At 50.4% G+C, this 26035-nt stretch carries 30 protein-coding genes and 1 other annotated feature; of the genes, 26 read left to right on the top strand and 4 right to left on the bottom strand.

The window, feature by feature from the left end; all coding sequences use genetic code 11:
* Positions 1-45 precede the first annotated feature (45 nt).
* The 6 genes from minC to EDM55_RS03800 all read left to right on the top strand — a co-directional run bounded on the left by minC (position 46) and on the right by EDM55_RS03800 (position 4938).
* Positions 46-717, top strand: coding sequence for a septum site-determining protein MinC (minC, locus tag EDM55_RS03825; RefSeq protein WP_092269735.1), 672 nt, complete (start codon positions 46-48; stop codon positions 715-717).
* A gap of 33 nt (positions 718-750) precedes the next feature.
* The gene (gene minD, locus EDM55_RS03820; RefSeq protein WP_092269570.1) at positions 751-1545 is read left to right on the top strand and encodes a septum site-determining protein MinD; all 795 of its coding nucleotides are present in this window, start codon (positions 751-753) and stop codon (positions 1543-1545) included.
* Positions 1546-1602: 57 nt separating this feature from the next.
* On the top strand, positions 1603-2733 hold the full coding sequence (locus EDM55_RS03815; RefSeq protein WP_092269566.1) for an FtsW/RodA/SpoVE family cell cycle protein: 1131 nt from the start codon (positions 1603-1605) through the stop codon (positions 2731-2733).
* Positions 2734-2966: 233 nt separating this feature from the next.
* On the top strand, positions 2967-3167 hold the full coding sequence (locus tag EDM55_RS03810; RefSeq protein ID WP_005832370.1) for a cold-shock protein: 201 nt from the start codon (positions 2967-2969) through the stop codon (positions 3165-3167).
* 159 nt (positions 3168-3326) lie between these two features.
* Positions 3327-4112, top strand: coding sequence for a M23 family metallopeptidase (locus tag EDM55_RS03805; protein WP_122959652.1), 786 nt, complete (start codon positions 3327-3329; stop codon positions 4110-4112).
* 64 nt (positions 4113-4176) lie between these two features.
* Positions 4177-4938 (top strand): M50 family metallopeptidase, encoded by a 762-nt coding sequence (locus EDM55_RS03800; protein WP_373863317.1) that lies wholly within the window; start codon positions 4177-4179, stop codon positions 4936-4938.
* Here the strand turns inward: EDM55_RS03800 and EDM55_RS03795 are convergent.
* Entirely contained in the window at positions 4935-5474 is a 540-nt protein-coding gene (locus EDM55_RS03795; RefSeq protein WP_373863315.1) for a GNAT family N-acetyltransferase, read from the bottom strand. The genes EDM55_RS03800 and EDM55_RS03795 overlap by 4 nt on opposite strands.
* Before the next feature lie 125 nt (positions 5475-5599).
* Here EDM55_RS03795 and EDM55_RS03790 point away from each other — a divergent pair, with 125 nt between their 5' ends.
* The 9 genes from EDM55_RS03790 (at position 5600) to EDM55_RS03750 (ending at position 12903) form a co-directional block, all read left to right on the top strand.
* Positions 5600-7081 carry an Rne/Rng family ribonuclease gene (locus EDM55_RS03790; RefSeq protein WP_122959650.1) on the top strand — a complete coding sequence of 494 codons (1482 nt, stop codon included), beginning with the start codon at positions 5600-5602 and terminating at the stop codon, positions 7079-7081.
* Positions 7082-7142: 61 nt separating this feature from the next.
* Positions 7143-7220, top strand: a sequence feature (ribosomal protein L21 leader region).
* A gap of 10 nt (positions 7221-7230) precedes the next feature.
* The gene (gene rplU, locus EDM55_RS03785) at positions 7231-7542 is read left to right on the top strand and encodes a 50S ribosomal protein L21 (protein ID WP_122924804.1); all 312 of its coding nucleotides are present in this window, start codon (positions 7231-7233) and stop codon (positions 7540-7542) included.
* 15 nt (positions 7543-7557) lie between these two features.
* A complete protein-coding gene (locus EDM55_RS03780; protein WP_092269546.1) occupies positions 7558-7911 on the top strand; it encodes a ribosomal-processing cysteine protease Prp in 354 nt (117 codons plus the stop codon).
* 1 nt (position 7912) lies between these two features.
* Positions 7913-8212, top strand: coding sequence for a 50S ribosomal protein L27 (rpmA, locus tag EDM55_RS03775; RefSeq protein ID WP_055743112.1), 300 nt, complete (start codon positions 7913-7915; stop codon positions 8210-8212).
* A 189-nt stretch (positions 8213-8401) separates the two neighbouring features.
* Positions 8402-8983, top strand: a complete 582-nt coding sequence (locus EDM55_RS03770; RefSeq protein WP_092269543.1) for a Spo0B C-terminal domain-containing protein — start codon at positions 8402-8404, stop codon at positions 8981-8983.
* 16 nt (positions 8984-8999) lie between these two features.
* Positions 9000-10277, top strand: a complete 1278-nt coding sequence (gene obgE / locus EDM55_RS03765; protein ID WP_092269540.1) for a GTPase ObgE — start codon at positions 9000-9002, stop codon at positions 10275-10277.
* An 8-nt stretch (positions 10278-10285) separates the two neighbouring features.
* Positions 10286-10951: a PilZ domain-containing protein gene (locus tag EDM55_RS03760; RefSeq protein ID WP_092269537.1), complete on the top strand. Its 666-nt coding sequence runs from the start codon at positions 10286-10288 to the stop codon at positions 10949-10951.
* Positions 10952-11241: 290 nt separating this feature from the next.
* A complete protein-coding gene (locus tag EDM55_RS03755; RefSeq protein WP_092269533.1) occupies positions 11242-11682 on the top strand; it encodes a helical membrane plugin domain-containing protein in 441 nt (146 codons plus the stop codon).
* A 42-nt stretch (positions 11683-11724) separates the two neighbouring features.
* On the top strand, positions 11725-12903 hold the full coding sequence (locus tag EDM55_RS03750) for an NAD(P)/FAD-dependent oxidoreductase (protein ID WP_092269530.1): 1179 nt from the start codon (positions 11725-11727) through the stop codon (positions 12901-12903).
* Positions 12904-12976: 73 nt separating this feature from the next.
* Here EDM55_RS03750 and EDM55_RS30150 read toward each other — a convergent pair whose 3' ends face one another.
* The gene (locus tag EDM55_RS30150; RefSeq protein WP_170184398.1) at positions 12977-13129 is read right to left on the bottom strand and encodes a hypothetical protein; all 153 of its coding nucleotides are present in this window, start codon (positions 13127-13129) and stop codon (positions 12977-12979) included.
* A gap of 188 nt (positions 13130-13317) precedes the next feature.
* Here EDM55_RS30150 and EDM55_RS03745 point away from each other — a divergent pair, with 188 nt between their 5' ends.
* The 7 genes from EDM55_RS03745 (at position 13318) to EDM55_RS03715 (ending at position 20496) form a co-directional block, all read left to right on the top strand.
* Positions 13318-13761: an ACT domain-containing protein gene (locus tag EDM55_RS03745; RefSeq protein WP_092269527.1), complete on the top strand. Its 444-nt coding sequence runs from the start codon at positions 13318-13320 to the stop codon at positions 13759-13761.
* A gap of 22 nt (positions 13762-13783) precedes the next feature.
* Positions 13784-15088, top strand: coding sequence for a homoserine dehydrogenase (locus EDM55_RS03740; protein WP_122959649.1), 1305 nt, complete (start codon positions 13784-13786; stop codon positions 15086-15088).
* Positions 15085-16167 carry a threonine synthase gene (gene thrC, locus EDM55_RS03735; protein ID WP_092269520.1) on the top strand — a complete coding sequence of 361 codons (1083 nt, stop codon included), beginning with the start codon at positions 15085-15087 and terminating at the stop codon, positions 16165-16167. The genes EDM55_RS03740 and thrC overlap by 4 nt, the downstream gene beginning before the upstream one ends.
* Positions 16164-17093 carry a homoserine kinase gene (gene thrB / locus EDM55_RS03730; RefSeq protein WP_092269517.1) on the top strand — a complete coding sequence of 310 codons (930 nt, stop codon included), beginning with the start codon at positions 16164-16166 and terminating at the stop codon, positions 17091-17093. Before thrC ends, thrB begins: the two co-directional genes overlap by 4 nt.
* A gap of 23 nt (positions 17094-17116) precedes the next feature.
* Positions 17117-17980 carry a prephenate dehydratase gene (gene pheA, locus EDM55_RS03725; RefSeq protein WP_122959648.1) on the top strand — a complete coding sequence of 288 codons (864 nt, stop codon included), beginning with the start codon at positions 17117-17119 and terminating at the stop codon, positions 17978-17980.
* A gap of 108 nt (positions 17981-18088) precedes the next feature.
* Positions 18089-19456, top strand: a complete 1368-nt coding sequence (gene safA, locus EDM55_RS03720; RefSeq protein ID WP_122959647.1) for a SafA/ExsA family spore coat assembly protein — start codon at positions 18089-18091, stop codon at positions 19454-19456.
* Positions 19457-19467: 11 nt separating this feature from the next.
* On the top strand, positions 19468-20496 hold the full coding sequence (locus EDM55_RS03715; RefSeq protein WP_122959646.1) for a YutH/CotS family kinase-like spore coat protein: 1029 nt from the start codon (positions 19468-19470) through the stop codon (positions 20494-20496).
* Between the two features lie 42 nt (positions 20497-20538).
* Here the strand turns inward: EDM55_RS03715 and EDM55_RS03710 are convergent, their stop codons facing one another.
* The gene (locus EDM55_RS03710; protein ID WP_122959645.1) at positions 20539-22527 is read right to left on the bottom strand and encodes a bifunctional 2',3'-cyclic-nucleotide 2'-phosphodiesterase/3'-nucleotidase; all 1989 of its coding nucleotides are present in this window, start codon (positions 22525-22527) and stop codon (positions 20539-20541) included.
* 187 nt (positions 22528-22714) lie between these two features.
* Between EDM55_RS03710 and EDM55_RS03705 the strand changes: the two genes are divergently transcribed.
* Positions 22715-23287, top strand: a complete 573-nt coding sequence (locus tag EDM55_RS03705; RefSeq protein ID WP_092269502.1) for a BofC C-terminal domain-containing protein — start codon at positions 22715-22717, stop codon at positions 23285-23287.
* A gap of 43 nt (positions 23288-23330) precedes the next feature.
* On the opposite strand, the gene EDM55_RS03700 is transcribed toward EDM55_RS03705, so the two are convergent.
* Entirely contained in the window at positions 23331-24416 is a 1086-nt protein-coding gene (locus EDM55_RS03700) for a hypothetical protein (protein ID WP_246070952.1), read from the bottom strand.
* 131 nt (positions 24417-24547) lie between these two features.
* Here EDM55_RS03700 and EDM55_RS03695 point away from each other — a divergent pair, with 131 nt between their 5' ends.
* The 3 genes from EDM55_RS03695 (at position 24548) to ruvA (ending at position 26033) form a co-directional block, all read left to right on the top strand.
* Positions 24548-24739, top strand: coding sequence for a hypothetical protein (locus EDM55_RS03695; protein ID WP_092269499.1), 192 nt, complete (start codon positions 24548-24550; stop codon positions 24737-24739).
* Positions 24740-24918: 179 nt separating this feature from the next.
* Positions 24919-25419: a crossover junction endodeoxyribonuclease RuvC gene (gene ruvC, locus EDM55_RS03690; protein WP_092269729.1), complete on the top strand. Its 501-nt coding sequence runs from the start codon at positions 24919-24921 to the stop codon at positions 25417-25419.
* Positions 25416-26033: a Holliday junction branch migration protein RuvA gene (ruvA, locus tag EDM55_RS03685; protein WP_122959644.1), complete on the top strand. Its 618-nt coding sequence runs from the start codon at positions 25416-25418 to the stop codon at positions 26031-26033. Before ruvC ends, ruvA begins: the two co-directional genes overlap by 4 nt.
* Positions 26034-26035: the final 2 nt, after the last annotated feature.

Raw genomic sequence — 26035 nt, 5'->3', positions numbered from 1 at the left:
AAAAAAGTTTCTGTATGGCGAATGGTATCGGTCGAGGTGAAACAGGTGACGACTGTGAAAAGCAAGGTCACAATCAAAGGAACAAAAGAGGGGCTCGTCTTCTTCATGGACGATACCTGTTCCTTCGAAGAACTGCTGACCGATGTGCGTGAAAAAATAGAGCATAGCCATCAACAGATTTTGTCAGGACCGCTGATACGGGTATCCATTAAATTGGGGAAAAGGTACTGCTCACCAGAACAACAGGAGCAGTTGACTCAAATTATTCGGCAAAAGGGGAATCTGGTCATTCATACCGTTGAGGCGGATGTGATCACAAAAGAGGAAGCTTTTGCCGAACGCCTGAAAACACATTTTTCCGTCCAGGTACACACGGTTCGCTCCGGTCAAGTACTCGAGTACGACGGAGACTTGCTCCTTTTGGGGGATGTCAACCCGGGAGGAATCGTTCGCAGTACGGGAAATATCTATGTTCTGGGTCATCTGCGAGGCTATGCCCATGCAGGGATCGATGGTGACAGTCAGGTCATTATTGCTGCAGCCGTGATGAGTCCTACCCAGCTGAGGATTGCCGATGTAATCAGCAAGCCAGGGGAAGAGTGGACCAATCATTCCGGGGGTACAGAGTTTGCGTACCTGGAAAATGAAACGATGCTGGTGGCGAAAATGAACTATCTGGCGCGGATCCGGCCAGAACTGGGAGAAAAGAAGGCTTGAGGCTTGTGGGTAGAGTGAAGAGGGGGAACGGACGTGGGGATAGGAATAGTCGTAACTTCGGGTAAAGGCGGCGTGGGTAAGACGACCACCTCCGCGAATTTAGGTACTGCACTTGCTTTGCTGGGTCAAAAGGTGTGCATGGTCGATACGGATATCGGTCTGCGCAACCTGGATGTTGTCATGGGCTTGGAGAATCGGATCATTTACGATCTGGTCGATGTTGCAGAAGGCGCATGCCGATTGCAGCAGGCGTTGATTAAGGACAAGCGATTTGAAAATCTGTCGCTTTTGCCGGCTGCCCAGACGAAAGACAAGTCTGCAGTTACACCTGAACAAATGGAAGAAATCGTTACGCAATTGAAACGTGAATTCGATTACGTCATCATCGACTGCCCTGCCGGAATTGAGCAAGGCTTCCGCAATGCAGTGGCAGGTGCTGATCAGGCGATAGTCGTTACGACACCGGAAAAAGCGGCAGTGCGTGACGCTGATAGGATTATTGGACTCTTGGAGCGGGAAAAGGTAGGCATGCCGAAGCTGGTTATCAACCGTGTGCGTTCGCATATGGTGAAAAATGGTGATATGCTGGATGTAGAGGACATTCTGGATTTGCTCGCCATTGACTTGATCGGTGTGGTACCGGATGATGATCATGTCATCAAATCAGCAAACCAAGGGGAGCCAGCTGTGATGAACCACGAGTCTCGCGCTTCGATCGCGTATCGCAATATTGCCCGCAGACTTTTGGGTGAAGCTGTACCCCTGCAGCCATTAGAAGAAAAAGCAGGGATGCTCCATAAAATGCGCAAGTTTTTTGGCTTGAAATAGGTTAGGCATGGCTCCCGTCTGAAAAAGGTGGGAGCCACGTTTTCTAGGAGGACGAGCATGGACCTGGAAAAACGACATTTGAAAACTGTCGACTGGACCATCATCATGATTTTGGTGGGACTCGGGATCTTCAGTTACCTGGGAATCTCCGGTTCTGCCGCAGGTGTCGATAAAGCTCATCAGCAGGTCATCTGGTACATCGTTGGATTTGTGGTACTAGTGGGTACCTTGTTGTTTGACTACCGCCTGTTCTACAACATGTCGTATGTTTTGTACGCGATCGGACTGATCCTCTTGATCGGAGTTTTTCAGACTAAGCCGATCAACAATACAACAAGCTGGTATGATCTCGGCCCAGTGCTGCTGCAGCCGTCAGAGCCGATGAAGCTGTTCACCATCTTGACGGTAGCCCGGTTCATGGCAAAGCGGGCAGAGGATCCGGATCGGTTTTACTATTTTTACAAGCTGATCCCGGTGGCTTCGCTCGTAGGCGTTCCGCTGCTGTTAATTCTAGTACAGCCTGACTTGGGGACGGCCCTTGTCTATACCGGTATGCTCGCAACGATGCTGATTGTCGGTGGGATCCGCTTGAAGCACGTCGTCTACGTGGGAGCTCTTGTAGGCAGCTTTTTTGCTGGCATGACGCTGCTTTATCAATACAAGCAGGAGATTTTCTTTAAGATCATTAAGCCGTACCAATGGGATCGGATCATCTTCTGGATGGATCCGGATCTGGAGGCGATGGGAAGAGGCTTTCAGCTAAAGCAGGCTTTGATCGCGATTGGCTCTGGTCAGCTCTTTGGAAAAGGTATCGATACACCGACGCAAGCGAGCTTTGGTTGGGTTCCGGTTGGAGAGAGCGACTTTATCTTCACCGTCATTGCAGAAAAGCTTGGGTTTATGGGTGCAGGGCTTCTGATGATCCTGTTCTTCTTTTTGATTTATCGCATGATCCGTATCGCGATGGAAGCCAAAGATCCATTTGGCTCCTATGTAGTAGCGGGTGTGGTCGGCATGCTGACCTTCCAAATCTTTGAGAACATCGGCATGACCATTCAGCTGATGCCGATCACCGGGATTCCGCTTCCCTTTATTAGCTACGGGGGGAGCTCGCTGATTACGAACTTCCTGATTATCGGTGTAGTTTTGAATGTAGGCATGCGCAAGGACAAGCTGCGTTTTGACTAAAAAGCGTGACAAATGGAAGGCGCTGTGATAAAATCATCCTAAGTTAACCATTTTTACAAGTTATAGTGTTTGATGGATTGGTTATGGAGTCGTACCGGTTGAGTGTGACGAACCATTTGTCAATCTCAGCTATGTACGACTTTTTTCCTTGACGCAAAAAGCTTTCTGTAAAAAAGGGTTGACGCTACACTTTTTCGCCTCGTGGGGCGTAATGTTCAGGGAGGTTTTGTTTCATGCAACAAGGTATCGTAAAATGGTTCAATGCGGAAAAAGGATACGGCTTCATCCAAGTTGAAGGTGGAGACGACGTATTCGTACACTACAGCGCGATCCAGTCAGAAGGTTTCAAATCTCTGGACGAAGGTCAAAAGGTTGAGTTTGAAATCGTTCAAGGTAGCCGTGGACCTCAAGCTGCTAGCGTAACTAAACTGTAATTTAACTTCGGCAGATTCAGAGGCAGTCTCTCAATGGGGAGACTGTCTTTTTTGTTTTTCAAGAGCCTATTGATACGAAATGCCCACTTGGACACGGGTCATAAAGCAGGTAGACAAGTCATAAGATGGTACAAAGGCTTGGCCTGCGGAGGGATGAGGATGTTTCGTGAAGTCGATCGGGTGAAAGAGAGAAGACGGGAGAGGTTAGAGCGGATCCGCATGCAGCCGCGGGACAGCTTTTCGCCTTTTGTGGATGATTGGAAGGACCCTATTGAGCCTACTGCGGAGCCGTTCGCCTTTTCGCTCAAAGAAGAGGAAGATCCGGTGAATCACCGCCATTCACATGAGATGTGGGGGCTGCAAATTCTTGCATCGGTACTGTTAGTCGGTGCAGCCTACTTGCTCTTTCAGACGTCGCTCATTCCTGCGACGTGGAAAAACTCAGCACGTGAAGTCATGACTCGCGACTTTAATTTTTCGGGTGTGGCCGATTGGTATGAAGCACGATTTGGCTCGTTGCCTACTCTGCTTCCTTCTCTTCATGGTCCGAATGCTGTACCTGCAGCGGGTACGACGACAAAACAGGTGGATGCTTGGAAACTGCCGGCGAACTGGAAGGTAGTCAAGTCCTTTGAACCGAAAAGTGCGAAAGTCGTACTGACCACGGCTTTGAATGATCAGGTAACGATTGGTGAAACGGGTTGGGTCACGTATGTGGGGGAAAAGCAAGGATACGGAACAACGGTAGTTGTCCGTTTAACGAAAGACCGCGAAGTGTGGTTTGGAAATCTGGAGCGAGTCGCTGTAGCAAAAGATGACGTTTTGCAGGCAGGGCAGGAAATCGGAGTGGCAAGGGCGGTGAACAACAGCTCCAGGCATCTTTATCTGGGGGTCAAGCAGGAGGATCAATTCGTGAATCCGCTGGATGTGATCCCATTTGAGTAGAGCTTTCTTTGGGGTTCGAATTCGCATACACTTGCTGTTCTGGGCGGTTATTGGCCTGTCGATCATGACGGGCCATTTTTTAGAGGTACTTACGCTGTTCGTCATTGTGCTCATCCACGAGATTGGCCATGTAGCGATGGCGCGTGAGCTGGGCTGGACCGTGACAGAAGTACAGCTGCTGCCCTTCGGTGGAGTCGCAACAATGGAGGATGCCTATGCGACCGACCCGCTGGATGAAATCGTGGTCGCGCTGGCTGGACCATTCTTGAATGTCGTGATGATGGCTGTCTCCTACTTGTTCTGGTACACGGGCATATGGACAGAGGAATGGGCGTACTTCTTTCTGATCAGCAACGTGACGATCGCTTTGTTTAATTTGCTTCCCATCTGGCCGCTCGATGGCGGACGAATTGTCCAGGCGATCCTGTGCTGGTTTATGCCTTACCGCCAAGCAGCGATTATTTCGTTGACAGGCAGTACGCTCTTGGCGGGTCTTTTGGTAGGCTTGTCGGCATGGGAGCTTAAGATCAATGTGCTTGTGATCGGGGTATACCTGCTTGCGGTCAATATTCAAGCGTTTCTTCGTTTTCCCTATCAATTCTTTCGTTTTCTCATGGAAAAATACGTTCGGCAGCCGGATGAATACGCCGTTCAGGCACTCAGTGTCGAGCCGGGAGAGACTGTTCTGGAGGTTGCGCACAAGCTGAGGCGAGGGTGCTCCCACCTGTTTTACGTTCAGGGAGCCGGGCTGCTCGCGGAGGAACAGCTTTTGCATGCCTTGCTTTTTGAGCAGAAGCACGATGCCAAGATCGGTCAGCTTGTCTAGGAAAGGGAATTCCACTCCATAAGCCAGCAGTCTCGCATGCTTCCTTCGTGCCATTCGCGACGAGGAAGCCATTTTACTTTCTGGAAGCCGCACTTTTCGTAGCAGCGTATCGCGCGAGCAGTGGAAGCCTGCGGATCGAGGACAACCCTCTGAGCACCAAAATGCGTAGACAGGTGAACGAGAAGGCTTTGAACGAGGAAGGTCCCGAGGCCTCTGTCCCAGTACCACGGTTCCCCGATGAACTGATCTATGCCGTAGATGATGGTAGAAGCATCATATCCATATGCCTGCCTGCTCTCCTGATCCAACGGGTAATACTGCCCGTACCCGATAGGATGTCCGTCATAGAGAAAGAGGCAGCGGGACGTATCGTCATCTTTCGGGTAGAAATGCTCATGAACAAGCTGTAGATCATGAGGGCGGTCACGTCCTTCGTAATAGTGCAGCACACGCTTGTCTGAAAGCCATTTAACCAAGAAAGGAGCATCCTGCTGAAGCAGGGGGCGCATTTTCAACAAGTCAGCTCTCATCGTCATTTCTCCTTTGGCAGCTTGCCTTTTCTTTTCCAAATACCTGTGATAGGATTACTTTCTGGAAGTCCGAAAGTCCTTTTTTCGGGCAAATAGGTACGGGACAAGCAGGGAGTAGGAGAGTGAATGCGTTGAGACAAGTAGCGATTAGCGGGAGCGGTGGTGTGCTGCGAGCAGCATTGCTCGAAAACGGGCGGTTGCTTGAGTGGCGTGAGGAGAACGAAGGGCAGGGAGTTTTGGCAGGAGATGTGTATCGCGGTCGGATCGCGGATGTCTTGCCGGGGATTTCGTCCGCTTTTGTCGATATTGGCGTCGGTCAAAATGCTTATCTGTATGTGGATGACACCTTGCCGAGGAGAGGTTCTGCACCTGGCAAAGCGAATATCAGCGAGCGAGTGCAGGTCGGTGAAAAGGTAATCGTACAGGTGAGCAAGGAAGGCACGGAGCTGAAGGCGCCGAAAGTGACGGCGCGGATTAGCTTGCAGGGCAGGTTCCTCGTGTATCTCCCGGTGGAAGCAGGTGTATCCCTTTCCCGCAAGATTACCGATCCGGCAGTCAGACAGCAGCTCTCTGAGAGGCTTTCGGCGCATCTCGCACCTGAAGAAGGCGTCATCGTAAGGACGGAAGCGAAAGACGCGCCAGAAGATAGGCTCCGCGAAGAACTGGAATATTTGAAGAAGCGTTGGTGCGAAATGATAGCTCATGCAGACCAGTTAAAAGGTCCCGGACTTGTGACGAGAGAAATGGCGTTGCTAGAGTCGATCATCAGAGACTTGGCTGCTTGGGGAGTGGAGGAAGTGCTGGTGGAGCACGCTCCTACGCTTCAGCAGGTAAAAGAAGTGATGCAGGTGCTTGCCGAGGAAGACTTGAACAAGCTGGGCGCGTACCAGGGCAGAGAGCCGTTATTTACGCAGCTGGGAATCGATGCGCAGCTTCAGCGGGGATTGAATCGGCAGGTACCACTGCAAAGCGGGGGGCATCTGGTCATCGATCGAACAGAAGCGATGACGGTTATCGATGTCAATACGGGCGCATTCACAGGGAAAGGCGGCCAGCAAAGGGAACAGGCGATTACTGTCGCGAATGTGGAAGCTGCTGTAGAGATTGCAGCACAGCTTAGGCTTCGCGATATTGGCGGGATTATCATCATCGATTTCATCGACATGAAGGAAGCGGCGAACAAGGAAAAGGTGTTGGCAGTGCTGAAACGGGAGCTAGCCCGTGATCCTGTGCCGTCCACCGTTTTAGGCATGACTGCTCTTGGACTTGTGGAAATGACCAGGAAGCGCGTGCGTGCGAGCTTGTCGGAGAGATTGACGGAACCTTGTGCTGCGTGCGATGGCCGTGGTCGAGTAAGGTCGGTCGATGAAATGAAGCGCCGTCTATGCAGCGAGCTGACGTCTCTTGCGAAAGGCCAAGAGGCAGAGGCAGCGGTAATTGAACTGCCGAGACGGCTGTATCATCCTTTGTCTGAGCTGGGCAGCGAGCAGCAGAAGCTGTGGCCTGTGCACTTGTTCCTGCTTGAAGCTCCTGCGTTAAAGCCGGACGAGTATCGAATCGTGTACGCCGGTCGTACAGAAGAAGCCAAACGATTGTACGGAAAACAAGAGTAAATGACTTGACTGGGCGCTCTGTGCTGTGATAACCTAAGGTTTGTCATGCAGCTATGTCTCGTGCATACTGTAACCGCACGAATCAGGTACATAAGTCGTCGCTTGCGACGCACCTGCTGGGGCGAGTCTGAGTATAGGAGGTGCACACAGTGTACGCAATTATCGAAACCGGTGGAAAGCAATACAAAGTTGAAGAGGGTTCTGTTCTCTTCATCGAGAAACTGGCTGGCAACGAAGGTGAAGCTGTTACTTTTGACAAAGTTCTGTTGGTAAACAAGGACGGTCAAGTAACTGCAGGTGCTCCTACTGTTGCTGGTGCTACGGTAACTGGTAAAGTAGAAAAACACGGTAAACAATCCAAAATTATCGTGTACAAATACAAAGCCAAGAAAAACTACCGTCGCAAACAAGGTCATCGTCAACCATTCACCAAAGTTGTGATTGAAAAAATCAACGCTTAATTTTGGACGAATCCGATGATTACCGTAAAAGTGCAGAGAAATGAGCAAAATGAGATTGAAGCCATTACCGTTTCGGGACATGCCAACGCTGCTAAGCATGGTTCAGACATTGTCTGCTCCGCTGTTTCGGCGGTGAGTATGGGAACGATTAATGCCGTAGATCTTTTGCTCAATAGTGATCCGGATGTTCAGCTCGCAGAGAAGGATGGCGGGTTCCTGAAATGGAACGTGCGTCCTGTAGAAGACCCGCTGGTCAGCGAAAAGCAGCAGCTTTTAGCTGAGGGCATGGTTGTCTCTCTGTTTATGATTGCTGAATCATACGGAAAATACGTTACGGTTCATGATACAAAATGGCAAGGAGGTGTCTGACATGAACTTTCGTTTTCCTGTAGACCTACAGTTCTTCGCTTCGAAGAAAGGGGTAGGTTCCACAAAGAACGGTCGCGATTCCATTTCCAAACGTCTGGGAGTGAAACGTGGTGACGGTCAATTCGTTACAGCTGGAAACATCCTCGTTCGCCAACGCGGTACGAAGATTTACCCAGGTGCTAACGTAATGAAGGGCGGAGACGACACTCTGTTTGCAACAGCAGACGGCGTTGTTCGTTTCAAACGTCTGGGCCGCGATCGCAAACAAGTTGTGATCGAACCAGTTGCTTCTGAAGCGTAAATAGTGGATGAAAGGAAACCCAGCCTTGTTGCTGGGTTTTTCTTTTTCTAGCTGGTGTTTTCTCTTTGGAGAAAAGGGGAATATAAAGGATAGCGATCTGTTTTATTCAGTAGAGGTTTTCTTATTTATACGGGAATTTTTTGTGGTACAATAGGACAGAAAGAAATCTTATCGACTTGGGTGAATGTGATGAGGGACGAGCGGAGGCTGTTTACGCAGCAAACTGACCAGCTGCTTACCGTACTGAACCGGCAGCGGCATGACTGGTTGAACCACGTTCAGGTTCTGCTCGGCTATTTGCATTTGAACCGTACTGAACAGGGAGAAGCGCATTTAAAACGCATTGCGGAGCTTGCTATGCAAGAAAGCATGATCGCCCGTTTGAACAGCTCTCTGTTGTCTGTCTTTTTCTTGACATTTAATGCGCTGAACAAGGAAATGCTTTTGGAAGTAGAAGTGTGCAACGAAGTGGATCTGATGAGGGTCGCACTGAGTGAGCAGCAATTGTTTCAGCTGATGTCAGAGATATTATGCACAGTGAACGATCATGTAGATCCTAACAGCTATGAACCTGCGAGCATGCAGCTTTCCTTGGTAGCGGACGCATGCGGCGTTCATTTTCGTTTTGACCTGGCCGGAAAGCTATGTGCATCCGGATTGGAAGAACTGGAAAAACTGATACGTAAAAATGAACAGAGTACGGTGGAGGTCACCGAGTGGATACATACGGAAGAGGAATGGATTTTGGATTTGCGGATTCCATTCGCGTAATGAAAGAGGTGACACCATGTTTGTCGATCAGGTAAAGATTTATGTAAAAGGCGGGGACGGGGGAAACGGAGCCGTCTCCTTTCGCCGGGAGAAATACGTTCCATTAGGTGGACCAGCCGGTGGTGACGGCGGTCGCGGCGGAGATGTTGTGTTTGTAGTAGATGAAGGACTGCGAACACTGGTTGATTTCCGCTACCAGAAGCACTTCAAAGGACCGCGTGGGGAGCATGGCCGCAATAAAGGACAGCACGGCGCAGGCGCGGAAGACATGCTGGTACGCGTGCCACCGGGAACAACCGTCATCGATGATGATACCAAAGAAGTGATCGCGGATCTGGTCGAGCATGGCCAGAAAGCAGTCATTGCAAAAGGCGGGCGCGGCGGTAGAGGAAACATGCGTTTTGCCAATTCATCCAACCCAGCTCCGCACATCTCGGAAAACGGGGAACCGGGTCAGGAACGCTACATCGTGATGGAGCTGAAACTGATTGCAGATGTAGGTTTGGTTGGCTATCCGAGCGTAGGGAAGTCTACTCTGTTGTCCAGCGTGACAGCAGCCAAGCCGAAAATTGCCGCGTATCACTTCACGACGCTGACACCAAACCTCGGTGTGGTGGAAGTGGGGGAGAACAGCTTTGTCATGGCCGACCTGCCAGGTTTGATCGAAGGGGCGCATGAAGGCGTCGGATTAGGTCATCAGTTCCTGCGTCACGTCGAGCGTACGCGTTTGATCGTGCACGTGATTGACATGGCTGGCGTCGATGGACGTGACCCGTACGAGGATTATTTGCAGATCAACCGCGAGCTGAAGCTGTACAACCTGAAGCTGGAAGACAGGCCGCAAATCGTGGCTGCCAACAAAATGGACATTCCCGAGGCCCAGGAGAACCTGGCGCGCTTCAAGGAAAAAGTCCCGGGCGTGACGGTTTACGAAATTTCTGCGGCTACTCAAGAAGGCGTTCAGGAGCTGATGTATGCCGTCGGTGATCTCTTGGCGACTATTCCGGACAAGCCAGCTGTCGAAGAAGTGGCTGAAGTCGAAGAACGTGTCGTGTTCAAGGCTGAGAAAGAGCCAGATCCATTTGAAATCACACGTGACAACGACGTGTTCGTAGTCAGTGGGGATAGAATTGAAAAGCTGGTTAGAATGACCAACCTGAACAGCTACGATGCCGCTCAGCGCTTTGCCAAAATCATGCGCAGCATGGGAGTGGATGAAGCCCTGCGCAAGCACGGTGCCCGTAATGGAGATACCGTACGCATCGGTAAGCTTGAGTTTGATTTCGTGGAGTGACGAAAACCATGACGGATGTCCCATCTCTTAGCCCATTTCTATCAGATAAACGGTTCCAGCGCGGATCCATTTTACCGATGATGATCTCCAGGCAAGTCAAGACACCATTGCAAGTCATGGTGGAGCATGTAAAAGGTGGGTATCTCGTAGTGTCCACAGAGATGAACGCGGAAGCCAAGACAGCACTGATTGGTTCAACCGTGCGTTTGCGGTGGGAAACGGATGCGGCTGTCAACACCGTTGATCTGGAAGTCGTACAAGAGCAAACGATATGGCCGGTCAAGCTGTTGGCATTGATCCCAATCGCGATAGGCGTAGAAATCGTGACGATGGGAAAAAACGGACTAGTCTCACCAGACAGGCCGATTCACGTTCCGTTCAAGGTGATGGGAGCAAGACCGATCGAGGAAAAAGGAGAAGCGGAACTGCTCAAATTTTCTCCGACTCGGTTGGTGCTTCGTACCGACTCCTACGTGTCAAAGGGTGATTTCATCCATCTGTCGTTTACGGTACCGAACCAGCAGATGGAGATTGTCGGAATGGCCAAAGTGGTAGAAAAGACGTTTCAGGACACGCAGACAGTGATTGAATTGATCTTTACGGATATACATGACAAGCATCATCAAGTCATCAAAGATTATTATAAAAAACTGTCGACCGCCGCTTCTTACTGAAGAAGCGGTTTTTTTCCTTTGCTGTTCCTGCGAAGAAGGTATATAGTATAGGCATAGAGTTCTTATTCGTGCCTGTTCCCTAGAATTGATCTGGAAGAGCGACTAGCCTGTTATATCAACTTGTGAAATATTGCACATTGATACTTCCATCCGTTTGCATACTGCACTTTGTGAAAAATAGAACAAATAGGTTAGACTATCGGATACAGGGTGAATTTCGGCCGTCACTCGGATGAACAGGCAACGAGAATACCAGGCCTCTATTCCAAAGCAAAGGAGGACGTTTTCTTATGTCACAAACAACTACGCAACAAGCTGAAGCAGCTACTACAGCGGCTCTGGCACCCGAGCAAATGGATGTGCTCGATCAGTTGATGAAACCGGAAATCCAAGAATCGTTAACTGTTTTGGTGGCGAATTTGCCTAAATTGGCAGAGATGACAACAATCCTGACCAAGACGTACGATCTGGTACAGACAGTGGCAAATGACCAAGTGCTGATCCAGGACCTCAAAGGCGGAATGGAAGAGTTCGTCAAACCGATCCAAGACAAAGCAAAAGGAATCGCCCAAGCAGCAATCGAAGCTAACGACCGTTCTCACGTCGAGTCGTCTACGATCGGTTTGTTTGGTATGCTCAAAATGCTGAAGGATCCGCAAGTACAAAAAACCTTGCGCTTTGCTCAAGCATTCCTGGAAGTACTCGCTGAGCGCGAGCAGCAAAAGCGCTAACCACACATAACGAACGAAAGACAAGGACGGGAGGACCAACGCATGTCGAAGCATATTTTGATTCTGGGCGGCGGTTACGGCGGATTGTTGAGCGCATTGACTGCCCGCAAATACATGACAGCTGAAGAAGCTACTATCACGGTTGTAAACCGTTTTCCTACTCACCAAATCATCACCGAATTGCACCGTTTGGCAGTAGGCAACCTGTCTGAGCAAAACGTGGCATTGCCTTTGGAAAGATTGCTGCGTGGCAAAGACATTAACCTGGTTATCGACTCGGTTGAAAAAATTGGCTTGGATTCGCAGCGTGTCACTTTGGCGAGTGGCGAGTCCATTAAATACGATGCACTTGTTGTCGCGCTGGGTAGCGAAACAGCTTTCTTCGGCATTCCAGGACTGCAAGAGTACAGCTTTACCCTGAAGTCTGTAGAAGAAGCAAACCGCCTGCGTGCACACGTAGAAGGGCGCATCGTGGCTTACAAAGAAAGCAAGGATAAAGCAGATGCTACTTTCGTTGTCGGTGGTGGCGGTCTGACGGGGATCGAGTTGGTAGGGGAATTCGCAGATATGCTGCCTACCCTGTGCCACAAGCATGGCGTAGACTTCGCAGACGTATCCTTGTACTGTGTGGAAGCTGGTCCGTCCATCCTGGCTGGTTTTGCTCCTGAGCTGGTTGAACGCGCAAAAACAAGCTTGGAGAAACGCGGCGTGACCTTCCTGACAGGGGTACCAGTAACGGAAATGAAAGAAACCACAGTTTTTCTGAAAGACGGCAACACCATCGAAACGAAAACCATGGTTTGGACGGGTGGCGTACAAGGAAATCACGTTGTAGCGGAATCCGGCATCGAAGTAAACCGCGGACGCGCGACTGTCACAGAAAACCTGCAATCCACGTCTCACCCTGAAGTATTCCTGGCTGGAGACAGCGCAGTCGTGATGGGTCCAGAAGGTCGTCCATATCCGCCAACAGCTCAGCTGGCATGGCAAATGGGTGAAGTAGTAGGCTACAACCTCTTCGCTTATTTCAACGGTACCAAAATGGAAACGTTCGTACCTGTATTCTCCGGTACACTGGGCAGCTTGGGACGCAAAGATGCAATCGGTACCATCGGCGCTAGCCAAATCAAGCTGAAAGGCTTGCCTGCTTCCTTGATGAAGGAAGCAAGTAACGTTCGTTACCTGTCACACATCAATGGTTTGTCCTCTTTGGCATATTAATCTCTTTATGTAAAAGAACAGACAACAAGGCAAAACCCGGGATCTTACTCCCGGGTTTTTTTCATGCAGTCGTTTATCCGTTACCGCTTGGATCCTCGACAATGTTAGGGGATTGCGCCATCTTTTTGCCCTGGGTCTGCGTGCCAAATTGGTCAAGATCGCTCGGCTTTCCGGGAGGATGATTATTGCGACGCTCGGACTTGTCTGACTTACCTCTTCCTGCCATGTAAAAGTCACCTCCTGTGGAATCAATCGTTTCTATTCTGTACGAAGCGGGCCATCGTCATGTAAGCACAAGTGAACTGAATATCATTCCATGAAAAAAATTGGCTAATAAGGATTGTCACAGCAAGTTGGAAAGGTTATAATGTCCTCTATGAAGAAACAACTGTTTTTCTCAGGAGGACACAACGGATGAAACGGGATGAAAAGTTTTATTTAATTCGATCCGACATCCTGCCAGAATCCATCGTTAAAACGATCGAGGCCAAAAAAATGCTCGAATCAGGCGAAGTGGATACGGTGAATGAAGCAGTGGAACGGGTGGGATTGAGTCGGAGTGCCTTTTATAAGTACAAGGATGGCATCTTCCCATTCAACTCCATGATGAACGAGACGATTATGACCATCACATTTTCGCTGGAGCATACGTCTGGCTTACTGTCTAAAGTGCTGACCTACATGGCGGAACAGGGCGGAAACGTATTAACCATCAATCAAACGATACCGTTGCAGGGAATTGCTACGATTTCCATGTCCGTTGATATGGCGCATATGAAGGTTTCCAGCACGGAATTCTTGGATGGCTTACAACAACTACCCGGCGTGCGCAAAGCAATGATCGTTGGTAGAGGGTAGAAAAAGGGTAGGGGGAGAGAACATGGAGAAGCAAACGATAAAACTAGGGCTGTTGGGGTTCGGAACGGTCGGTACCGGAGTCGTTCGAATCATCCAGGCACATCAAGAGGATCTGCAAAAACAAACCGGATTGGGAATCGAGATCACCAAAATTCTCGTGCAGGACGCAGAAAAGTCCCGCAATATTGTGGCGATGGAAGGCAAATTGACGACGAATCCGGCAGATATCCTGGAAGATCCGGAAATTGAAGTGGTCGTGGAAGTAATCGGGGGCATTCACCCGGCGAAGGATTTTATCTTGGGCGCATTGGAGCGAGGCAAGCACGTTGTCACAGCTAACAAGGATCTGATGGCGCTGCACGGCGCTGAGATTTTGAAAAAAGCGCAGGAGAAGGGCTGTGACGTGTTCTACGAGGCGAGCGTTGCCGGGGGAATCCCGATTTTACGCGCACTGGTGGAGGGCTTCTCGTCCGATCGCATCACAAAAATGATGGGGATCGTCAATGGTACCACGAACTACATCCTGACCAAAATGAGTCAGGAAGGAGCAGAATATGCTGACGTACTGAAAGAAGCACAAGCGCTTGGATATGCAGAAGCCAATCCGACCTCTGATGTGGAAGGCTATGATGCGGCTCGTAAAATGGCGATCCTGGCAACGCTGGGCTTCCGTGTCCCCATGAAGCTCGAAGATGTCGACGTCAAAGGAATCAGCGGCGTGAGCAAGGAGGATATCGCGTACGGCAAGCAGCTCGGTTATGAAGTCAAGCTGCTGGGCTTGGCTCGTCGGGATGCAGAAGCGATCGAAGTCAGTGTCCAGCCGACGATGATTCCAAAATCCCACCCGCTGGCGTCTGTGAACGGCGTATTTAATGCCGTATACGTTCACGGAGAAGCGGTAGGAGAGACCATGTTCTACGGGCCTGGTGCGGGGGAGCTGCCAACCGCGACAGCTGTTGTCTCTGACCTAGTGACCGTCGTGAAAAATCGAAAGCTCGGTGTAAATGGACGGGGCATGGTAGCTCCGTACAAAGAGAAAATCCTCAAAGATGACTCCCAAAAGCTTTCGAAATATTTCCTGCGCATCGTCGTGGCCGACAAGCGTGGCGTGCTTGCACAAATTACCCAGCTGTTAGCTGACAAAAACATCTCCTTGGAGCAGGTCATTCAACAGCCGTACAACAACGATAAAGAAGCGGAGATCATCATGATCACCCACTTGTCTTCGAAGAGTGACATGGATGGCGTGCTCGCCTATATGGAACAAATGGACATCGTCACCAAAGTCAAAAGCTGTTACCGCGTGGAAGGGGGAGAACAAAAATGAGTCAAGATCGTCAATCAGGGATTATCGCACGTTACCGGGAATTTCTCCCGGTCACAGATAAAACACCATTAGTTAGCTTGCATGAAGGGAATACCCCTTTGATCCATGCACCAAATTTGTCAAAGCAACTGGGTGTCGAGCTGTATGTGAAGTACGAAGGTTTGAATCCAACCGGATCCTTTAAGGACCGCGGTATGGTGATGGCGGTAGCAAAAGCGGTGGAGGAAGGAAGCACAACCATCATGTGTGCGTCCACCGGGAATACCTCGGCCGCTGCTGCCGCGTATGCAGCTCGTTGCGGGCTCCGTTGCATCGTGTTGATCCCTAGCGGAAACATCGCATTGGGCAAGCTCGCCCAGGCGATTGCGTACGGTGCAGAAGTCATAGCTATCGATGGCAATTTTGATGAAGCCTTGAATATTGTTCGGGAAATAACGGCGAATGAGCCGATCACTCTTGTCAACTCGGTGAATCCATACCGCATCGAGGGCCAGAAGTCAGCGGCTTTTGAGGTATGTGACGCATTGGGAGATGCTCCTGACATTCTCGCTATTCCAGTAGGGAATGCGGGCAACATCACTGCTTACTGGAAAGGGTTTAAAGAATACAAGGCAGCAGGAAAGTCGCAAAGTCTGCCGCGTATGTTTGGCTTCCAGGCTGCAGGAGCTGCACCGCTGGTTCATGGGCAGCCTGTACCGAATCCGGAAACGATCGCGACTGCGATCCGCATCGGTAATCCTGCCAGCAAGGATGGCGCACTCAATGCCATCAGCGAATCGAACGGTCTGGTTGCCAGCGTGACAGACGAAGAAATTCTTCACGCGTATCAATTGCTTGCCAAAAGCGAAGGCGTATTTTGCGAGCCCGCTTCAGCAGCATCTCTTGCCGGCATTCTGAAGCTGAAAGCAGCAGGTAAGCTTCCAGAGGGTGCGAAAGTGGCTTGCGTGCTTACCGGAAATGGACTGAAGGACCCGAATATCGCACTGGGGCTGGTTGGGGAAGAGCCTCGCTCCGTTCCTGCCACGCGTGAAGCCGTTATGGCTTTGGTAAGCCAAAGAGGGAGTGAAGTTCGGTCATGAATGGCAACCTCGTAAAGGTCACCATTCCAGCGAGTACGGCGAATCTGGGTCCAGGGTTTGATGCCCTGGGCCTGGCTTTCCAGTTGTATTCCGTCGTGGAGATGAAGCTTAGCGAGAAAACAACGATTGAAATCGTGGGCAAGGAGCTGCAAGGCGCTCCAACAGACAAAAGCAATTTGCTTTATCAGGTTGCCTGCACGCTTTTTGAAAAAGCGGGCTTGCCAACCCCAGAGCTCGCGATTCGCGCTTCTAGTGACGCACCCCTGACAAGAGGCTTGGGAAGCAGTGCGTCAGCGATTGTTGGGGCCTTGGTCGCTGCCAATCACTTAGCTGGGGAGCCGTTCACCCGAGAAGAATTGTTCCAGTTTGCTACGGAGATGGAGGGCCATCCAGACAATGCAGGAGCCTCCATGTTCGGTGGTATTATCGTAGCTACTATGCCTGAGAATGCTGGTTCACCAATCCCCTATATTCGTATCGCACCTCCTGCTGGTTTGCAGGCACTCGTAGTCATTCCAAAGTTCCCTCTGTCGACAGAAAAAGCGCGAAACGTATTGCCACAGGTGTACAGCAAGCAGGATGTTGTATATAATGTTGGTCATAGCAGCCTGCTTACGGCCGCATTGGCGCAAGGAAGGCTGGACCTGTTAGGACAAGCAATGGGGGATCGGCTGCATCAGCCGTACCGCGCAGAGCTTGTTCCTGGCCTAAAAGACATCCTGGATGGAGCAACAGCCCACGGAGCATTAGGTGCGGCGTTGAGTGGTGCTGGTCCGACAATCCTTTGTTTTTTCTCGACGGACGAACAGCGGGAAAAATTACAAGGATTTGTAGACAGTGTGATGAACAGTCACGACATCCCGTATCGTGTGATGATATTGCAACCGGATGAACATGGCGTGCAGGTCGAAATCCATCAGACGTAGATAAAATGGATAGGAGAAACGCCATGCTGAACAAACTCGCATTTCTCGGGCCAAGAGGGACGTTTTCCGAAGAGGCTGCCCGTTCGATACCGATCGGGACGCCAATGGATTACGTGCCATATCCGAGCATTATTGAAGTGTTGAATGCAGTAGCTAAAGACGAAGTGAATTACGGAATTGTACCCATCGAAAACTCGATTGAAGGCACTGTGAACTCCACATTGGATTGGTTGATTCATGAGGTTGATTTGCCGATCCTCGCAGAATTGGCTATGCCGATTACCCAGAATCTGCTGGTAGCGAAGCGCGATCAGCCGTTGCCGCTCTCGGCTATTACCCGGGTGATGTCCCATCCTCAGGCGATTGCCCAAAGCTTTCATTTCATACGGGAAAACCTGCCGCAGGCTGTAGTGGAGAATGTAAACAGTACGGCTCTGGCAGCCCAAACAGTGAGTGAACATCCGGATGAGCCGTGGGCAGCCATCGGGACCCGCCTCAATGCGGATATTTATCCTTTGGAAGTGGCGCAGCCTCATATTCAAGACTTTTCAAACAACTATACCCGCTTTGTCTTGGTCGGAAAAGAGCCGATTGAGCTGCCAGTATCTGATCGGGAGAAGACTACGATCCAGGTTATCCTCCCTGAGGATTTTCCGGGTGCGCTCTATCAGGTGCTCGCCGCTTTTGCTTGGCGAAAGATCAACCTGTCCCGTCTGGAATCCCGTCCTACCAAAAAAGGGTTGGGCAGCTATTTCTTTGTGATCGACATTGAACAAAAAATGGATGATGTGCTGCTTCCAGGTGCCTTTGCAGAGATTGAAGCGATCGGCTGCCAGGTCCGGCAATTGGGAACATATCCATTTTACTTGCAAAAGGTCAACTCCTAGAGTTGGCTTTTTTCTTTTTAGATTCCCTTCAAGAAAAGGGCTCACTCAGGAGCAAAACGCCCATAGGTGCATACCATGATAGGGAGTTTCCGCGAGGGAGGAGAAATAGTGAGAATCCACGTAGTCCAAAAAGGCGACACCATGTGGAAGATCGCCAAGAGATATGGCGTCGATTACAAGGAGCTATTACGACTGAACAGTCAGATCAAGACTCCCGATACCATCTATCCAGGGGCGAGGATCAAGATTCCGTCGAAGGGTGTGGCTGTTCGTCCACAACCGAGACAACCACAACGGCAATCGAGCGAATCCCCCTATGTAAAAGAAAGACCTATTCGCGAAGAAGAGCAGAGCCAGGAGGTTCCTCAAGAGATTGAGCGCAGGCCAATTGAGGTGGAAGAGGAAGAGGAAGTAAGAATTGAGGCTGAAACGGAAAGGGCTCCACGGCCAGCCCCAACGGAGTCGATCAAGGAAGCGCCGCCGATTCCTCCTACACCAAGTGTCATGCCTGAAATGCTGACACCGGCATTGCCGCAGCCTACGCGGCCTATTGCACCTCCGCCGACCAAGCCATATATGCCAAACATTCCGAAACAGAAGATGATGCCGCCAATGCCGCCGTCGATGCCACCTATGCCGCCGATGCAGACACGTCCGGCACCACCGCCAGTTCCGCCGACCATGGTAAGTCCGTATATGCATCAGCCCAATGTGCCACCATCCCAGCTCAGCCCACTGCGCCCTAACGTAGGGCCGAACCAGGTGAGCCCGTATATTTATCGGCCGCCAGTGGCGCCAGCGCCTGTACTTCCCATACGGCCAACGGTATCGCCGAACTATTGCCCGCCGTGCCAACCATATCCACAGGTACAGCCTACGAGACAGCCTACACACGTTCGTCCACAGACAACGACTAAACCACAGGTGCGGCCACAAACAACAGTGAGACCGCAGGCACCCGTGCGCCAGTATGTGCCGGTCCCAATTCCGCCGTGTCCACCATTCCCAACACCATGGATGAGGCCAATTTTCCCACCGATGCCGCCTATTTCCCCGTTCCCGCCGATGCCGTTTCCAAGACCGGGTCAAGTATCGCCTGAAAGCATAGGGCCAGGGCCGTTTAGACCACCGTTTGGTCCGGCGTTTGGGCCACCACCGATCATGCCATTCTTCCCTCCAGTTCCTCCTCGACCAATGCCGATGCCGATGCCAATGCCAATGCCATTCCCGCCACAGCCGTATCCATGCCCGCCAAGGCGTCCAAAAGTAGTGGTGGAGTCTTCTTGCTCATCTTCATCTTGTGAGTGTTCCCCGGATAGCCCACAGCGAAAGCCTAGTCGCGGTTATAAGAGAGACCGCGGGCAAGTGAACCCGAACAACATGATGTTCCCACCACCTCCTCGGCTGGCTTCCATGCCTGACACAGGGCTATGGCCGCATTGGGGCGATGGGCACGAAGAATCTTCGTCATACTGAACGGTTCCAGTATGAACAAAGGGCTAATAGCATCTCTTGAAAAAGCGTTTCGCTGTCAAGTTCACGCCGTTAAGCCAAAACGAAATGTGAATTTGCTGAAGACCGACCGGGGTCACTGGATCATCAAGGGCTATAAGCAACTGGATAAAGCAGTATGGGTAACGCAGCTCGCCGAAGCATTGCGGGAGAAAGGGTTTATGCATACGGTGCAATATGTACCGGATGCAGGGGGATCAACGATTTTTCCGTATGAGGACCGCTATTTTACGATCATGAAAATGATTGACGGACGAGAAGCGGATAATGCATCCCTCTTTGATGTGAAAAAGACGGCTGAGACCCTTGCGCGCTTTCATGTAGCCGCTCAAGGGTTCCCCGTCTCGCATACTTATGCGTATGAAGGCAAGTCTGCGCTACTCGACAAGTGGGAAAGCAGACTCGAGCAGTTCGAAAGAATTACGTGGGGCATTGAGCAAAATGGCCCGCAAAACAAACTGGAGCAGGTCATCCAACAGATGACGCATGCCATCATCCAGGATGGTCAAGACATGCTGCAATCCGCATACAAGCTGCCTTTGACGCCTGAGATGTTTTCTGCTGTAGAGAGAGGGACGCTGGCTCACCGTGATGTAGCGAGCCATAACTTTTTGCTGACTCCCCGGAGCAACTGTTATCTCATTGATCTGGATACTGTAGGGCATGACGTGCAGCTGGTCGATCTGGTTCAATTGATGTCTAGAATGCTTCTGCTCCAGGAGTATCGGATCGGATCGTTTGTCGAAGCGATCGAAGCCTATAGCAAAGTAAACTATTTGAGTGACACGCAAATCTGGACAGTGCATCAATTGCTGCGCTATCCCGATAACTTTCTGCGCGAGGTCACCGGGTTGTACAGCAATCGCCCTGGCTATCACATGCGGGGAGTACTGCAGCTTGTTCAAATGGAAGGAAAGCTTCTGCGGGAGCGTCAAGCGTTCTTGCAGTCAGGAGAGCAAATCTTTCAGCGATCACCCTGGGGACAGTACCATTTCGTGGGGTGAAAAAAAGAAGCTGACGGCGTTGATGCCATCAGCTTCTTTGCCTTATTTGGAGGCTGGTTTGGACAGGTCAATGCTGTATTTCGCAAAGCCCGACTCAAGGGTGTTGATGTATTTCAGGTTGGTCATTTTTTCTGCAAATGGTTTTGCCTCTGGGGCCGTTGTGAACGTTACATTCACTTTTGCGTTTACAGGAGCAAATGCCCAGTTTTGGTCTGCAGCAGGGTTGATCGTTTTTTCGCTCAGGATGTAGTCGATCACAACTTGACGGTTTTCATCCGGAGAATCAATCACGATGTTTGTGCCATCCAGACCAGGGAAGTTACCGCCACCGCCAGCGCGGTAGTTATTGGTTACCACGATGAACTTGTCTTCCGCCTTCACTGGTTTTCCATTGTAAGACAGGTTTTTGATGCGGTTTGCTTTCTCGTCAGCCAGCTTGCCGTCGATTGCGTATTTGGATGGCTCCGTAACATCTACTTGGTAGGTTACGCCATCGATTACATCAAAGTTGTAAGTAGGGAAAGCTTCGTTGACCAAAGGCTGTTCTTCGGTTTTCTTCACGTCAATTTGGTTGTACTGGCCAGCGGAGCGCTCCAGCCACTCTTGCAGCTGAGATCCATTGATCATTACAGCCTTCAGCGTGTTTGGATAGATGTACAGGTCAGATACGTTTTTGATCGCGATGGTTCCAGCAGGAATGTTAGTGTAGTAGCTTGCGCCATTGCGACCGCCTGCTTTAAATGGAGCACCTGCGGACAAGACTGGAATGCCATCGTATTCGGTACCTTTGATGTTTTTCTCAACATACCATTTTTGTGCATTGGTTACGATTTGGATCGATGGGTCATCTTGAACCAGTGCAAAATAGCTGAAGATTGGGGAAGTGGTTGTACCTACAGCAGAACGTACCCACTCCACTGTGTGATCGTGATCTTCCTTCACGGCATCGAGGATCGCTTGGTCAGCGTCAGCCAAGGAAGCTTTGTTTGTTTTGTCATAGATTGGAACAGCTTTGGAGGCCGAATCTGCCACTTTCCATTTGCCGTTTTCTTGAGTGAGGGTCAGGTCGATTACACCCAGGTTGTTCCCCCAGTAGCCAGGCATAACAGCTGGTTTGCCATTGATGATCCCTTTGGTTCCGTCAACGCCTTCGATGTTCTCAAAGCCAGGGCCTGGGAACACGAGGTGAGAGTGACCGAAAAGGATAGCATCGATGCCTTCGATTTTGCTCAGCTGGTAGCTTGCGTTTTCCAGATTGGCAGCAGATTCAACAGGGCCGAGTCCCGAGTGAGCTACGGCTACGATGATGTCAGCGCCTTTTTGCTTCATCTCTGGCACGTATTTGTTTGCCGATTCCAAGATGTCCTTGGCAACGACTTTCCCCTCGAGGTTTGCCTTGTCCCACTGCATAATTTGCGGAGGAACAAATCCGATCACGCCGACTTTCAAGGTAACTTCTTTGCCGCTCTCATCCTTGAACTTGCGGTCGAGGATTTGGTATGGCGTAAACAGGTTTTTGTCGTTAGCTGGGTTGTTGTCTTTGTCATCTACATACACGTTGGAGTTGATGTACGGGAAGTCAGCGCCTTTGATGCTGCGCTCCAGATGCTCCAAGCCGAAGTTGAATTCATGGTTGCCGATGTTACCCAAGTCGTAGTCCAGGAGGTTCATCGCTTTGTAAACGGGGTGCGTTTCGCCGTCTTTCAGCGGATCAATTTTGGCAACATAATCGCCGAGCGGGTTTCCTTGGAGCAAGTCACCGTTGTCGATCAGGATGCTGTTTTTTGCTTCTTCACGGGCTTTTTTGATCAGTGTTGCTGTTTTGGCAAGACCAAACTCGTCAGTAGACTTATCTTGATAGTAGTCATAGTTGACAATGTTGGTGTGGATGTCTGTCGTTTCCAACAGGCGGAGCTTGAGGGTGGAGCTGGTTTGAGCGCTGACAGGGGTTTGAGAGAACGTCAGAGCGCTTACGATCAAAGATGTGCTGAGGAGACACGCAGTCAGCATGTGCTTGTTCGCTTTTTTCATTTTTGGGTTGACCTCCATAACTTTACAATAATACCAAGCAAAATAAGTTTATCACTAGAATTATAGGATTGGTAGATATTACTCATGAATTTGTTGTAAATTACGAATCTTGAGAGTATCGGGTATGTAGGCCCTTTTTACTGGCGAGAATAGGGAGAAAAGGCGTATAAAGGGGTTCAATCGAATCATGATCAAAAAGTGGATGATGTATGCATCGTGGGGTATTGCCCTTTTTACAGGGCTGATACTGGGAGTTGTCCTTTCACAAAGCGGTGGCAAGGAATCGGCATCCCTGACTCAATTACTTGCAGGTGGCACAGGCAGATCCTTAGAAGCGGCTGGGAATTCCTATAATTTGGTTCTCACTCGCAGCTATTTATGTGGCGTTCGAGACGAGGAGCACAAACCAGTAGCACTCAATCACATCGCGGATTCGATGGCAGATTACAAAGGGTGGGAGATCGTTGCGGCGGATGCTTCCAAGATGATTCTGCTGAAGAGAGAGCATGATATTTCACCCGAGTGTAAAGAGAATGGCCATTTTGGCTTGTCTGCGGACGGAATGCTGACGCTGTTCCACGGCCTGCCTGCCGATCAGGAGGTCGTACAGACCTTTTACCGGATCAATACGGAGAAGATGGAAGCTAGCCTTCCGAAAGAAGAAGTGGAAAGCTTAAAGCGAGGAATACGCGTGCGGGATCTGGCTGAGTACAACAGCGTTCTGTCCACATATGGCGAATTTCAGCTGAGCGCGGAATAAAAAGGGCTGCCCCGCGGGGCAGCCTCATTGCGAAAGAGGGCTATTAGGTGGAAACATCGATGATCTGCCATCTTTCCCAAGGGGCAGAGCGCATGAGAAGAAAGTGCCATAATCCTGCGCCTGTTTTGCCAGAACGCAGTGAATACTCGACTCGAACTGGGATGTCAACGATCATGAGAGCAGCGGGGTCAGAGGGCTGAATATCCTCTGGCTTGTGCACAGAATCAATGTCACGCAGAAAGGTAGGCAAGGGAGTGCCCGCTGTGGTCATCCGCAACGTGTGAGCATCGTGTTCATTCAGCGAGGTGAGGAAATACCCGACCAACTCTTCTGGTCCTGCCTCCAAGATCGCCTGTGGCAGGGAACCGGAGGCTTTGAGAATCATCAGGCTATGGCTGGGATTGGGCTCGATACGTCGATGAGTAGAGCTTCCGGAAAAATGAATGCAAAAATGTCCAGGGAAGTCGTTGCCTTGAATAGCACCAGCCCCATGAGGCATTCCGTGCATGGAAGCAGCATAGAAAATACCGTTGACCTCGACCAGGATGGCACGTCGTTTCCAGCTCCATTTTCCTTGATATATATGCTTCATGATGTGGGTATCGGAGCGCGTGAGTGGTTGGACGTCAGCATGCCGAATGCCTGCTCTGCGCTGGACGGAAAAGCGCTCCCCTGTCTCCAGATCGATGACGGTTGCGTATTTCATTCGGCCGAAGGAATGCTTTACTTTATCCCAGGGTACGGGTTGTCCGAAGTGAGCCTTTTCAACCGTCTGAACGAGAAACTCCAGGCTTCTTTTCGTTTCTTCAGACAAAAGGTATTGTCGTGACTTTTTGATGTCAAAGAGCTGACCGTGATAATCGTAGATCAGGGCGCGGCCGTTTATTTTCATCTTGGCGCGGACCCATTCAGAAGAAATCTTGGCTGGGATAGTAGGAGTGCGTTTGAGCTCGCGAATAAGCGGGTGAGATTTTTCAAAGACCAGGGTAGAAACGAAGGGCGAGTCTGGTGAAACAGAGACAGAAATGACGATCTCGTTTGCGGAACTCGCTTGAGCCTTGCCCGGTATAGTCATCCATAAAGCAGCGAACCACAGGCTCTGAATCAGAAGCAGCTTGACTAGCCGCACGCAGAACACCTCCACCTAAGGTAGTGTCTCCACTTGAACGAACGAATGACGAGAAAATCTTGCCATCATAACTCGCGGGCAGAGGCGCCATACTGTTCTCATACGGTGATCCTAAGGAGGAGTCTTTTAGCATGTCTTCTATGCCCAGAGGTAGCTATAAAGACCAGTTCCATCAGCGTTTGTACGTTCAATTAAATCAAGGACACAACAAGCTAAACTACCGGCAGATCAACATGATCCAGGAGCAGATGCAGAGCGGCGTCGACGACTACGCTCACATGCAGCATGATGTGTCAGATTTGGAGGGACTGAACAAACACTAACAAAAAGACACCGTATATGGCCCGTCTCCGAACAGGAGGCGGGTTTTTCCATGTCCAGATAAAATGATCCGTTGCTTGTCATTGTCAAGTTTTCTTCGATGGAATGGAAATGCACGTTCGCTTTTTTGGTGCTTTGTGTTACAGTAGAAGGTAGAATCTTTGTACACGGAGTGTGGGCCATGCGCATCTTAGGAATTGACCCCGGTATTGCTATTGTAGGATTTGGGGTGTTGGATAAACAGGGAAGCCAGCTTCGTCCTGTACAGTACGGAAGCATTCAGACCGAGGCGGGATTGCCTGTTCCTCTGCGCCTGAAACAGATTTTCGAAGCGATGCAAAGCTTGATAAGCACTTATCAGCCAGATGAAATGTCCGTAGAGAAGCTCTTTTTCAACAAGAACGTAACGACTGCCTTCACAGTAGGCCAAGCGCGTGGCGTGATCTTGCTCGCAGCAGAGCTGGCAGGTGTGCCCGTATACGAGTACACTCCCATGCAGGTAAAACAGGCTGTGACCGGTTACGGGGGAGCAGAGAAAAAACAGATTCAGGAAATGACGAAGCTGCTCTTGCGCTTAAAGGAAGTGCCCAAGCCTGACGATGTGGCGGATGCGCTGGGAATTGCCATTACGCACGCTCAGTTCCGCGCGTTCATTTCCATTTCGGAGGGAGTTCAGAAATGATTGATTTTGTCGAAGGTACATTGTGTTACCTGGATTCTGAATACATAGTGCTTGAGACGGGAGGGATCGGCTATCGTCTGTTCTGCCCGAATCCGTATCAGTTTGTCCGCTATGAAGGAAGCAGGACGAAGCTGTACACCCATCATCATGTACGCGAGGATGCGATCCTGCTTTACGGGTTTGCTACGCGCGACGATCGTGACTTGTTCCGCAAGCTGCTCGATGTGAACGGGATCGGCCCAAAAGGTGCGCTGGCGATTCTCGCTGCTGCGACACCAGAGCAAATCGTCATGGCTGTCCAACAGGAAAACGTGACGTATTTGACGAAATTCCCGGGTATCGGGAAAAAGACGGCGCAACGTATTATTTTGGATTTGAAGGATAAGCTGGTCGGTTATACACCATCTGCAATTTTGAATGTAGCGGCAGGGGATTTGACGGCAGGAGAGTCTGCTGTGTCTGCTTTAAACGAAGCTTTAGATGCCTTGACCGCCCTCGGCTATTCGGATGGCGAGCTGCAAAAAATCAGAAATGCGCTTTCCGAAAAGTCCAAAGAAGGCGATGGTGTGGAAAAGCTCATCAAGCAAGGGCTTGCTTTGCTCATGAGGGGGTAGGA

Origin of the sequence: Brevibacillus centrosporus (assembly GCF_003710815.1) — a bacterium.
Taxonomy (GTDB): domain Bacteria; phylum Bacillota; class Bacilli; order Brevibacillales; family Brevibacillaceae; genus Brevibacillus; species Brevibacillus centrosporus.
This window is presented reverse-complemented; position numbering and strand designations above follow the sequence as displayed.